The organism is Dysgonomonas sp. ZJ279 (genome assembly GCF_011039205.1).
In the GTDB taxonomy this organism is placed as follows: Bacteria; Bacteroidota; Bacteroidia; order Bacteroidales; family Dysgonomonadaceae; genus Dysgonomonas.
Window position 1 is genome coordinate 26411 of record NZ_JAAKEL010000026.1, and the last position, 13310, is coordinate 39720.

Annotated in this window: 6 protein-coding genes and 1 tRNA gene; 5 read left to right on the forward strand and 2 right to left on the reverse strand. The window is 36.4% G+C overall.

The genetic code is table 11. The annotated features are described in order from the left end of the window. Positions 1–83 precede the first annotated feature (83 nt). Positions 84–2570 (forward strand): glycoside hydrolase family 9 protein, encoded by a 2487-nt coding sequence (locus G7Y57_RS16180; protein ID WP_165026580.1) that lies wholly within the window; start codon positions 84–86, stop codon positions 2568–2570. A gap of 44 nt (positions 2571–2614) precedes the next feature. Next, on the forward strand, positions 2615–5644 hold the full coding sequence (locus G7Y57_RS16185; RefSeq protein WP_165026582.1) for a xanthan lyase: 3030 nt from the start codon (positions 2615–2617) through the stop codon (positions 5642–5644). Between the two features lie 15 nt (positions 5645–5659). On the opposite strand, the gene G7Y57_RS16190 is transcribed toward G7Y57_RS16185, so the two are convergent. Then, positions 5660–6505: a hypothetical protein gene (locus tag G7Y57_RS16190; RefSeq protein ID WP_165026584.1), complete on the reverse strand. Its 846-nt coding sequence runs from the start codon at positions 6503–6505 to the stop codon at positions 5660–5662. 428 nt (positions 6506–6933) lie between these two features. On the opposite strand from G7Y57_RS16190, the gene sstT reads away from it, so the two are divergent. From sstT to G7Y57_RS16205, 3 genes are all read left to right on the forward strand, one after another. Beyond that, on the forward strand, positions 6934–8145 hold the full coding sequence (gene sstT, locus G7Y57_RS16195; protein WP_165026586.1) for a serine/threonine transporter SstT: 1212 nt from the start codon (positions 6934–6936) through the stop codon (positions 8143–8145). Positions 8146–8440: 295 nt separating this feature from the next. Beyond that, positions 8441–11185: a glycoside hydrolase family 78 protein gene (locus tag G7Y57_RS16200; protein WP_165026588.1), complete on the forward strand. Its 2745-nt coding sequence runs from the start codon at positions 8441–8443 to the stop codon at positions 11183–11185. 543 nt (positions 11186–11728) lie between these two features. Continuing rightward, a complete protein-coding gene (locus G7Y57_RS16205; protein ID WP_165026590.1) occupies positions 11729–13072 on the forward strand; it encodes a TlpA family protein disulfide reductase in 1344 nt (447 codons plus the stop codon). Positions 13073–13193: 121 nt separating this feature from the next. On the opposite strand, the gene G7Y57_RS16210 is transcribed toward G7Y57_RS16205, so the two are convergent. Next, positions 13194–13270, reverse strand: a tRNA-Ile gene (locus tag G7Y57_RS16210). Positions 13271–13310 lie beyond the last annotated feature (40 nt).

Sequence of the window (13310 nt, forward strand, 5' to 3'; positions counted from 1 at the left end):
TTATTTTTCTTACTAATGATCTACGAATATTATACTTTTACTTGAAGAATAACCTTAATTTATCATTACTAATATCCTAAAAAATGAAACCAAATCGTTTACTTACTTTATGTATTGCCCTTATGGGCTTTATAGTAATGCAGGGACAATCCACTTCATGGATAAGAATCAATCAGTTAGGATATTTACCGCAAAGTATTAAGGTTGCTGTTTTTATATCCCAAGAAAAAAATAACATTACTTATTTTGAGGTAAAAGATGTAAAATCTAATATCTCAGTTTTCAAAGGAGAAGGTATTGCTGCCAATGCAAAACGATGGAGCATGCAGAAAGCATTACGCCTCAACTTCTCTCAACTAAATACTGATGGAGAATACTATATAGAATGTGATGGTGTAAAATCACCAGTATTCAAAATTAATACAAACGTATATGATGGAGCTGCAGATTTCCTCCTCAACTACATGCGTCAGCAACGTTGTGGATACAATCCTTATCTGGATGCAGAATGTCATCAACACGATGGCTTTATTGTAGATCATCCTACCCGCACAGGCGAAGCCATTGATGTTCGCGGCGGATGGCACGACGCTTCCGATTATTTACAATACTTACCAACATCGGCTAATGCAACATTCCAAATGCTGTTCGCTTGGCAAAAGACTCCCGACAAAACTATATTTAAAGACAAATATAATGCATTAGGCAAAGAAGGGCAAAATGGCATTCCCGACATCCTGGACGAAATACGCTGGGGGTTGGAATGGATGATAAAAATGAATCCTGATTCGGCTATAATGTTTAATCAAATAGCAGACGACAGAGATCACGCCAGCATGCGTTTACCATCTAAAGACCATGTAGATTATGGTTGGGGTGAAGGAACAGGACGCCCTGTATATTTCATTACAGGAAATCCACAAGGATTAGGACAATATAAAAACCGTACAACAGGCGTTTCGTCCAGTGCCGGAAAGTTTGCTTCTGCTTTCGCTCTAGGAGCAGATATATTTAAAGATATAGACCCCACTTTTGCTTCTGCCCTAAAAAATAAAGCTCAGCCTGCTTATAGTTTTGCAGAGATAGTGATAGGGAATACACAAACCGCATGTTTGAAGTCTCCATATTTTTATGAAGAAGATAATTATGTAGACGATATAGAACTTGCAGCAGCAGTTAAATACAATCTGACAAATGACGAATCTTGGCTTAAGAAAGCCGACTACTGGGGGCAACTGGAAGAAATTACTCCATGGATGGAATTGGGTAGAGCCCGCCATTATCAGTTTTATCCATTTGTCAATTTAGGACATTATTATCTATCTCAATCGAACGACAAGAATATCAAAGACAAATATTCAAAGTATATGGGCAACGGCTTGAACTGCCTGCTAAAACGAGCTAATGAAAACGACGACCCATTTCTTTTCGGAATACCTTTTATTTGGTGTTCAAACAATCTGGTTGCAGCAGCAGTAACTCATGCCCGACTTTATAATGAAACATCGGGTGATGACACCTATCTGGAAATGGAGGCAGCACTCAGAGATTGGCTATTCGGTTGCAATCCTTGGGGGACGGCTATGATATGCGGTTTTCCTGAAGGTGGCGATTATCCATCGAAACCTCATTCTTTTGTTTCCGAATTATTACACGACATTCCTTATGGAGGATTGGTCGACGGACCAATTTACAAATCGATATATGAGAACCTAAGAGGCATACATCTGAGATACGAAGATTCGTATGCACCATTCCAATTCGGACCTGCTGTCTACCACGACGATCCGGGAGATTATTCGTCTAACGAACCAACAATGGATGGAACAGCAAGCCTTAGTTTCTATTTGTCGACCATGGAAAAAATAGGTAAAGATCAAAAAAAGAATAATGTAAAAGATAGTCAGGGAGCTACGGTACAAATTGGCACCGATCGTAAAGTAATTCATTTGATATTCTCTGCGGATTCAGCATTCGAAGGAGCACCATCAATCCTTAAAACACTGGATAAGAATAAGATTAAAGCTTCTTTTTTTTTCACAGGAAATTATCTACGGATGAAAGAGCATGAACAGATTATCAAAAAAATTATTAACAGTGGGCATTATGTAGGTGGACATTCCGATAAACATTTACTCTATGCCCCATGGGATGATCGTCAAAATTCGCTCGTTACCAAAGACAGCCTAATAAACGACTTGAATCAAAATTTGAAAGAATTATCCAAATTTAGTATAGACATTGATAAAAGCGTTTATTTTCTGCCGCCCTACGAATGGTACAATAAAGAAAATGTAAGATGGATAGAATCGCAAGGGCAAACTGTTATTAATTTCACACCCTGTATTAAAACTGCTGCTGATTATACAACGCCCGATATGAAAAATTACAGATCGTCGGAAGAACTTATCGATCAGTTATTCGTTTTTGAAAAAGAGAATGGGCTTAACGGCAGTATTGTACTTATTCATCCGGGAACGCATCCAACAAGAACAGACAAATTATATCTTCGCTTGGATGAAATAATATTGAAACTAAAAAAGAAAGGATATTCCTTCGAACGTCTGTAAAATAAATTATCTGCAAAAGAATCACCTTTGATAAAAAATATAAAATGAGAACAATTATTACCCTATTATCATTATGCTTTTTGATTTCATTTTTTAATATACATGAAACTAAAGCACAGAATATTTCTGACGAAACCCGAGCTGAAATAGGTTTATATCTCACTAATATTGCTAACAAAGATGTAAGAGTACATAAGGTGAATATCGATTCCGTTATTGTACAAAATAAAACAATAAAACTCTTTGCCGGAATCAATCTATCCTATATTCCCTTTCGGAAACATGATGTAGATAAAATATATTCAGATATAAGAAATATACTTCCTGCTGAATTCGCGAAATACAAAATGGAGCTCATTACTGATACCCAAAAGATTGAAGAACTTGTTCCATCCAACAGAGACAAAAAAGATGTATTCAGCAATAAATCGGATAAACCTTTAATCACTAATATATCAAAAATTTATACTCTCGATAAAGGTTTACAAAATCGTCATCTGGCTATATGGCAAAGTCATGGCTGGTATTACGAACAAAAACTAGCTAGATGGGAGTGGCAAAGAGCGCGTATTTTCCAAACGGTAGAAGATCTTTACACACAAAGTTATGTATTGCCTTATCTTGTTCCCATGCTGGAAAATGCAGGTGCCAATGTTCTCGTTCCACGCGAACGTGATATCCAAAAGCACGAGGTAATTGTCGATAATGACAGAAATACTGATAATTCCATTTATCGGGAAAAATCGGGAAAAGAAAATTGGGAGAAAGGTTCTTCCTCTGGGTTCGCCCATACTAAAGAATTTTACCTTGATGGTGAGAATCCGTTTAAAATGGGTAGCTACCGACAAACTAAAACGGTGAATAAAGGAAATGAAAGCATTAGTGAATGGATACCAGACATACCGGAAAAAGGACAATATGGTGTTTATATCTCTTATAAAACTTTGGATAACAGTACTGACGATGCTCTTTATACTATTTATCATGCAGGAGGGCAAACGGATTTCAAGATAAACCAGAAGATGGGCGGTGGAACATGGATATTCTTAGGTTTCTTTACTTTCGATAAAGGCGTAAATGAAGCCTGTAAAATAACACTATCTAACAAAAGCCAAAAAGCCGGACGTATCGTTACATCAGATGCTATTAAAGTAGGGGGAGGAATGGGAAATATAGCGCGACTACCCCACCCTAGCGGAATTGTGCCCGACAATACAAAAAGCTCGGAATCAATAGAAGAGAATACGAATGCAAAAAAATTACCTAAGATAGATTATCAACCCGAAATTAGTAGCTACCCTCGATATACAGAAGGGGCAAGATATTGGCTGCAATGGGCAGGTGCTCCCGACAGTATATATAACAAAAGTGAGGGCAAAAACGATTATACAGACGATTACCAAAGCAGGGGCTTTTGGGTAAATTACATAGCAGGAGGTTCTTCGGTACTGCCCAAAGCCGAAGGGCTGGGTATACCAGTCGATTTGGCTATGGCATTTCACACCGATGCAGGTACTACTTTCAATGACTCCATTATAGGTACATTAGGTATTTGCATGACGCATACAAACGATGAAAAGTTTGAGAACGGAAAAACACGATGGACTTCCCGCGACCTTACTGATATGATAATGGACGAGGTTGTTAAAGATATTCGCCGAGATTATGAACCGAACTGGACACGTCGCCATATATGGAACCGTTCTTATAGCGAGGCGCGAACACCGAATGTACCGACTATGCTATTGGAACTCCTATCCCATCAGAATTTTGCAGATATGCGCTATGGGCTAGATCCTCGTTTCAGATTCACTGTCAGCAGATCAATATACAAAGGAATGCTTAAATTCGTAGCACAACAGTATAGAACAGATTATGTAGTGCAACCTTTACCTGTAAAATCGTTTAGTGCCGAATTCACGGGAGAAACAAATGTAGAATTGAAGTGGACTCCGGTTGAAGATGTTTCAGAACCAACGGCTAAACCTGACAGATACATAGTTTATACCCGAATTGACAATGGAGATTTTGATAACGGACAAGTCGTTAATAGTGCTAAAACAACATTAAACATTGAGAAAGATAAAATCTATAGTTTCAAAATAGCTGCTTTAAATAAAGGAGGAGAGAGCTTCCCTTCCGAAATACTTTCGGTTTGCCGCAAATCGGATGAGAAAGGAATAGTCCTAGTAGTAAATGGATTCGATCGTCTATCTGCACCTTTCAGTTTTGTTACAACGGATAGTATCGGCGGTTTTGTAGACTTCATAGACCATGGTGTATCCGATAAGGTAGAGTACAACTATATAGGAAGTCAATACGAATTCAGACGCAAAATTCCATGGATGGATGACGATGCGGCAGGATTCGGAGCGAGTAATGCCAATTATGAAACGACTGTGGTTGCAGGAAATACGTTCGATTATCCGGCTATACACGGAAAAGCTATTGTGAAATCTAATTACTCTTTTATTTCTTGCAGTGTACAAGCCATATCTAACGGACAAATAGATCTTAATAAATATAAACTGCTAGATCTTATTTTAGGAAAACAAAAGCAAACTAAAATAGGAAGAGGTGTACATCCTGCTAAATTTAAAACCTTTCCGAAAGAGTTACAACAAAAGATTACAGCATACTGCAATCAAGGTGGAAATATCTTTATCAGTGGAGCATTCGTTGCCTCAGATCTTTGGGATACAGAATCGCCACAAAAAGAAGATCAGGATTTTGCAAATAATGTATTGAAATGCAAATGGCGCGTAGATAGAGCAGCAGTTACAGGCAAGGTGAAAAGTGTAGCATCTCCATTTCCTATGATTTCGGGGAATTATGAATTCTATACTAAACCGAATTCAATATCATACGCAGTAGAATCACCCGATGCATTAGAACCTGTAGGAGATAATAGTTATACTATATTCAGATATTCGGAAAATAACTTAAGTGCAGGAATAGCATCTCAAGGAGATTATAAGACCTGTGTTATCGGCTTCCCGTTCGAAGCAATTAAAGACGAAATTGAAAAGGAAAACCTGATGAAGAATATTCTTACATTTATGTTCGAGAACTAATCTTACAACAATTATCTACAACTGACCATGTTCTCTGTGATAAGTAATTAACCCTTGAAGCGGGTTTTCAATTATCACATCAATACAGATTCCTATGTCTTTAGCAATCTCTCTCAATATGGGAGAGTACATATTGGCAATGGTTCCAACAAAGCGTACAGGATATTCTGTGTATTTATATTGCAATATATTACGTTCGAAAAACGAGCGCAGACTTTTATAAACAAGCCCTTTTACATAAGGCTCATCAAGATGTTCGTACAAGAAGAAAGACAATACAGACAGCAACCTGTTTGGAAAAGGTTTCTCATAGATATAATTCAGAATCTCTTCGGGATCTATTTTATATTTTTTATAGAATAATTCGGCCAATGCATCCGGAGCAAGCCCTTTCAGGCAGTCTGACAAAAAAGCTTTCCCTAAAGAAGCACCACTACCTTCGTCTCCTAATATATAGCCTAACGATCTTACATTCTTAATGATAGATTCGCCATCATAAAAACAGGAGTTAGAGCCTGTACCCAAAATACAAGCAATGCCCGACTTATCCTGAAACAAAGATCGAGCCGAACCTAATAAGTCACTTTCTATTACAGCCGGAGTCTTAAATTGGGCTTCTAATGATGCCTTAACCTGATTCTTTTTTTCGAGAGAAGAACAACCCGCACCATAGAAGTAAATGGTGCTGAATTTAGTCTTAAAGAAAACAGGAGGTACTTGTAAGCGAATTAACCGACTAATTTCTTTCCTGCTTTGAAAAAAGGGATTAATACCATCCGATAAGAAATGCTCTACTATGCCATTCCTATCGACCAGACACCATTCTGTTTTTGTAGATCCACTTTCTGCTATTAAGATCACGTATTTTGTATAATTAGGTAAGTTATAAGACTTCGTTATTTTTTCTATCTTTCTTTCTCACAGTCAATGCAATAAAACAATAAATATCTTCTTGCACTCAATTGATAAAGAAAGTAAAATTATGTTTATTAAAATTGCATCAAAGATAAGTAAAATAAAGTATGTACATATATTCCTTTAAATCTTATTAGCATCTAAGTTTTTCAGGATCAATACTAGATACAAATTATTATTTGTTATATCTTCCAAACGATGATAATCTTCGAGCCACATGATTGATAATAGATTGATAATAGTCTAAAATATATTCCGGTTCAATATACACTTTCTTTTTAATAACACAATGAAGCCATATCCATTTTTTCTTGTAACTTTAAGCAATTTATTCGACCAGTTATATATCATAATTACACTATTATCATTCTTTTATGAGTATTAAGAATTTTATTTTCAAGGGAAACCTCGTTCTTCAAATATCAATAGGTCTGTTTTTCGGTATATTATTGGGAATTTTCTTTCCCGACGTTGCCATATCTGCCGGGATTTTAGGTGATCTATTTCTTTCGGCATTAAAAGCGGCAGCACCTATTCTGGTTTTTCTACTTATTATATCTTCCATTACCAATCATAAAAGCGAACAAAAAACAAATATAAAATCTGTTTTGTTCCTCTATTTACTCGGAACTTTCCTTGCGGCTTTAACTGCAGTAGCTACCAGCTTTTTATTTCCTTCTTCGCTTACATTTAAGAGCCAAGACATAATTGATTTGCAACCACCGTCCGGTATATTAGAAGTCCTAAAAGACATACTCTTCAAAGTGGTTGATAATCCTATAAATGCAATAATGAGTTCAAATTTTATAGGGATATTGGCTTGGGCAATTGGCTTGGGATTCTTTCTTAGAAAAGCCTCAGAAAGCACTAAATCTATATTCACTGATTTATCTGATGCTGTCATTTTTATAATAAGAATAATAATCCGTTTCGCACCTATAGGCATTCTGGGATTAGTAGCCTCTACGATTGCCGAAACAGGCTTAGCCACCCTATTGGAATATCTGCATGTATTATTAGTTTTAGTAGGTACAATGGTATTTGTCGCTCTGGTAGTTAATCCACTCATAGTTTTTTGGAAAATAAAGCGAAATCCCTATCCCTTAGTTTTTACTTGCCTCAAAGAAAGTGGAATAACCGCTTTCTTCACCCGTAGTTCAGCTGCCAATGTGCCTGTAAATCTTGCATTGGCAAAGAAAATGGATCTCGATGAGGATACCTATTCTGTTACTATCCCCTTAGGAGCTACTATCAACATGGAAGGCGCAGCAGTAACCATTACAGTTCTTACCCTTGCAGCAGCACATACGTTAGGTGCCGATATAGATATTTCCACAGCTATTTTATTGAGTATCATTTCGGCTCTAGGTGCTTGTGGAGCATCGGGTGTTCCGGGAGGTTCTCTTCTATTGATTCCTGTTGCATGCAGTCTATTCAATATTCCTGCCGATACTGCAATGCTGGTAGTAGGTGTTGGTATGACTATTAGTGTGATTCAAGATTCAACAGAGACTGCACTGAATTCTTCGACCGATATTCTTTTCACGGCAGCAGCTTGTATTGCAGAAAGAGAAAGCGAAAAATAAATAATACTAACAATCGTCCCACAATTTTCAGTCTGTCTATTTTTTCTAAAAACTAGTTTTCTATTTCGGTCATTTGTTAGAATATAAGCTGACCACTACATAAAGTACTCTAAGTGATTTCTCTATTTTATGAAATAGAAAAATCATTTATTTAACTGTTTATCTCAATTAGTTAAATATTGAGTTTAGATAATTTGTTAATTTTATGTTGTATATACATTCGGGAAGGATGTTCCGAAAGATTGTTAGCATTGTTTATCTTCAGTTATAGAACCGAAAATCTAATATTCATAATATGAAAAGAATTTATTACACATTAATCACATTATTATTTTGTGCATTGATTGCGTCCTGCACTACCAAATCAGAGATAGCAATTCAGAATATTCGGTGCGAAATGCAAACGAATCCTCAAGGAATCGATTGTATTTCACCTAGATTGAGTTGGGAATTATCTGCGACCGGTCGTGATGTACAGCAAACTAATTACCATATATTAGTTGCTTCTTCTTTAGAAAAACTTGATGCTAATGAAGGTGATTTATGGGATTCGAAAGTTGTTAAATCCGACGAGTCAATATACATTCCGTATGCCGGAAAGAAGTTGGAAAGCAGAGCTGAATGCTACTGGAAAGTGAAAGTAAAAACCAATCGCGGAGAATCGGAATGGAGCGAACCTGCTTCGTGGACAATGGGGTTGATGAACTCTTCTGATTGGCAAGCCAAATGGACAGGACTTGACAAAAGTTTCGATGGTGATGTATTAGTCGGAAAGACACGCTTGGCAGCTCGTTATTTCCGTAAAGAATTTGAAACGAAAAAGGAAATTAAAAAAGCAGTTTTATACATTTCGGGCTTAGGATTTTACGAAGCTTATATAAACAATAACCGTATTGGTACGCAAGTACTAGCCCCTACCCCAACAGATTATTCTAAAGTAGTTAAATATAACACCTTCGATGTAACAAAAGATATTATTTCAGGTAATAATGCTATCGGTGTTGTATTAGGTGGCGGGCGATATTTCTCAATGAGAGAACCGGGTATCAGGCATTTTGGGTTCCCTAAAATGCTTCTTCAGCTCGAAGTAGAATATACTGACGGTGAAAAAGAATCTATTATTAGTGACAATTCGTGGAAAGTAACAGCCAATGGTCCTATACGCTCTAACAGTGAATTTGATGGTGAGGAATACAATGCTTTGATGGAAATGCCCGGTTGGGATAAATCTGGATTTGATGATTCGAAATGGTTACAAGCTGAACTTGTAACAGAACCGGGAGGAAAAGTTGAGGCTCAACTCAATCCGAACATCCAAGTAATGGATACGGTTAAACCAATTGCTATTACCGAACAAAAGCCGGGAACATTTATTATGGACATGGGGCAAAACATGGTAGGTTGGCTTCGTATAAAAGTAAAAGGAAATAAAGGACAACAAGTACAGTTAAGATTTGCCGAATTATTGAAAAATGACGGTAGCCTCTACATGGACAACCTTAGATCAGCTTTAGTTACTGATAAATATACACTGAAAGGTGATGGACAAGAAACATGGCAATCTACATTTACTTATCATGGATTTCGTTTTGTAGAAATAACTGGATTTCCGGGAACTCCTACTATCAACGATTTCGAAGGCCTAGTGCTATATGATGAGATGGAAACAATAGGAGAATTCGAAACATCGAACGAAACCATTAATCAAATATATAAAAACTCTTATTGGGGTATACGCGGCAATTATCGCGGGATGCCGACCGACTGTCCGCAACGCGATGAACGTATGGGTTGGTTAGGCGATCGTGCGGTTGGCTCGCACGGAGAAAGTTTTATATTCGACAACAATCTTTTGTATTCCAAATGGCTGGATGATATACAACAATCTCAACTTGAGAATGGTGCGCTTCCAGCTGTCGCTCCCAACTATTGGTCTGTATATGTTGATGATATGACCTGGCCTGCTGCCTACCTTATTATAGCCAATATGCTTTACGAACAATTTGGGAATAAAGAGCCTATTGTTAAGCATTACGATTCGATGAAAAAATGGTTGGATTATATGAAAGACACCTATATGGTAGACAACATTATGCCTAAAGATAATTTTGGTGATTGGTGTATGCCTCCCGAATCGCAAGAGTTAATTCATTCGCAAGATCCTGCACGCAAAACAGAAGGTGCAGTGTTGGGTACAACTTTCTATTATAGAATGATGTATCTAATGGAACAGTTTGCCAATATATTGGATAAACCGGAAGATGCAAAAGATTTTGCACAGCAAGCTGTATTAATGAAAGATGCATTCAATAATAAATTTTTGAATAAAGAAACCGGTCAATATAGTAATAATACCGTTACAGCAAATCTTTTAGCTCTTTGCTATGGGATGGTTCCTAAAGAATATGAGGATGCTGTATTTAAAAATATTGTTGATAAAACTGAAAATGAATTTAACGGACATGTAAGTACCGGATTGATCGGGATGCAATGGTTAATGCGTGGATTGTCTGATAACGGACGTGTCGATCTTGCTTACAAATTAGCAACTAACCGAAGCTATCCGAGCTGGGGTTATATGGCTGAGAACGGAGCGACTACAATATGGGAACTTTGGAATGGTAATACAGCCGATCCTGCGATGAATTCTGCAAATCATGTAATGTTATTAGGTGATCTAATTATTTGGTATTATGAATACCTTGCCGGGATTCAAAATGCTTGTGGTAGCTTTGGTTTTAAACAAATAAGCATGAAACCATACACAGTGGAAGGCTTAGACTTTGTAAAAGCATCTTATAAATCACCTCATGGATTAATCAAGAGTTCATGGAATAAAACGCAAAATACATTTAAGTGGGATATAACCATTCCTGCCAATAGTTCTGCTATTGTCTATATTCCCGCCACCGATAAGGATAAAGTAAAAGAAGGCGAAAAGAAAGCAGCCTCGGCTGAGGGTGTAAAGTTTATAAAGATAGAAAATAATTACGCTGTCTTCGAAGTCGGATCCGGAAGCTATAATTTTAGCTCGGAATAAAATTAAGAGCAGCTGACAATTAGCTAATTGTCAGCTGTTTTTTCGTTCCCTAAGTTTCTCAAAATTCCGTGGCAAGATACAGACAAATTATTGAGCAATTATTTGAGTAATAATACAGAATATATTCTAATTCGAGCAATATTTAAGATAAGTATATAAAGAAGAAAAGAGCATTAGTAATTGATAAAAAGAGCAAACTACAACTAATAATATTCAGTTATATAAATATTTGGAGAGAACTATCTACTCGTTTGTGAAAATGAAAAACTACAAGGTTCAGATTTTATTCTTGAATCCTGTTTTCAAATATCAATAAAAACTGATTAAATACCAGTCACTAATTTGGAGATTGTTGATAGAGAATCAGATGGATAAGTGATAAAAACACTTAACTAAGCAACAGTCTCTAATTAGTATTTTTATTTAATATATTCGAAAGTCATATAATACATCTGCTGCTAAGAGTTTTTTATTTAATATTATATTTGACTCAAAACCAACAATATCAAGATTCTGAAATATAAACTCTATTCTATAAACCATATGAAAAATTCCCGATTCTTTTTTTATTTCCTTTTCCTGCTGTTACTCATCTCTTGTAATCAAAAATCTGTGCGGACGCTTACGGTTATTATTGATGAATCTATCAATAAGGAGGCACAATGGGTATATTGGATGTCCCTATACGATAATGAATTCAATATTATAGATTCTTGCTTTATAGAAAAGGGACAGACTGAATTTGTTTTGGTAGACAGGATTATGAACGATTCAGTATCAATGACCGAGCTTACATTTTCGGAAATAACAATGCCTTGGAACCGCTCTATGCTAACAGTCGATTCAAAAGATAGAAATATCAAGGTTAATAATTTAACATCGGAGGGTTTTTATGAAAATGGTTCTACTGTTGAAGGAGCTTTTGCTGAAGAAGAACTCAGAAAAATCGATTTGAAAATGAGAAAAGGGAGTAGAAGATTATCAGAGTTGACAGAGGATCTTCAAGTTGCTGATTACGATGATAGTATTGCAGTTGCCAAAATTGTCAAAGAGAGGGATTCTCTAAAGCAATATTTAGCACAAACATATCTCATTAGCAACCTTGATTCGGTAAAATATATGGCAAGCATTGAAGGTCTTTTATCCAGATTAAGCTTTTCAAGGAGCAATGGTGGTATTTCGAAAATAACTTTTGATAGTGTTCTTCAAATAATCTCGGAAAGGTATCCTAAGAATATTCAAATTCAGGGATTTAGACGAAATTATATTCTGGGAGAAACGACACCTCTGGCAAGTGAGAGAAGTAAATACTGGCATAAACGGAGAGATGAAATTAGAGATTATACGTATTTTAAGGATAAAAATAAAACGACCGATGGCATTACAATACCCGGGGAAAAAGAAAGAAGAGCTCCTGGCATGTATGCTGTAAAACCTTATACCAATAATGTAGCTGTATATACAATAGGAACTAAAGTGCAAAATTTAAAGTTGAAAGACCCCAAGGATAACTATATCTCTGTGTCCGATCTAAAAACAAATTATATATTAATTGACTTCTGGGCTATATGGTGTGTGCCTTGTGTAGAAGAAATCCCTAACATACTTAACGTACACAATAAGTACAAAGATAAACTATCCGTATATGCTATCTCTCTGGATAACACTCGGCAAGAATGGATTGAGGGTATTGAAAAGTACAAATGCCGTCAGTTTACTCATGTTTATGCAGGCACTTGGGCAAACGAAGATGCCACCCTACTGACTAAAAGCTTTGGAATAAACAGCATACCTGCCAATTTTTTACTCGATAAAGATAGACGTATTATAGCAAAAAATATTAGAGGTAAAGAATTAGAAACCAAACTGTCTCAGCTCTTAAGATAATAACGAACAGTAATTTGCAAAAAAGAAGATACAAAAAAATAGGCTGCAAATATATTATTTACAGCCTATTCTATTTTTTTTGTCGAAACCTAGCAACTACATCACATATTAGTCATACTCCTGGTAGTCCCAGGCAGATTTGAACTGCCGACCTCTACATTATCAGTGTAGCGCTCTAACCAACTGAGCTATAGGACTGGCTATCTACCTGAAGACTGATTAGTTTATCAGCTTCTTG

Bases quoted from the DNA above. Each gene is read 5' to 3' on its own strand.
- G7Y57_RS16180 (WP_165026580.1), top strand. From the start codon at position 84: ATGAAACCAAATCGTTTACTTACTTTATGTATTGCCCTTATGGGCTTT.
- G7Y57_RS16185 (WP_165026582.1), top strand. From the start codon at position 2,615: ATGAGAACAATTATTACCCTATTATCATTATGCTTTTTGATTTCATTT.
- sstT (WP_165026586.1), top strand. From the start codon at position 6,934: ATGAGTATTAAGAATTTTATTTTCAAGGGAAACCTCGTTCTTCAAATA.
- G7Y57_RS16200 (WP_165026588.1), top strand. From the start codon at position 8,441: ATGAAAAGAATTTATTACACATTAATCACATTATTATTTTGTGCATTG.
- G7Y57_RS16205 (WP_165026590.1), top strand. From the start codon at position 11,729: ATGAAAAATTCCCGATTCTTTTTTTATTTCCTTTTCCTGCTGTTACTC.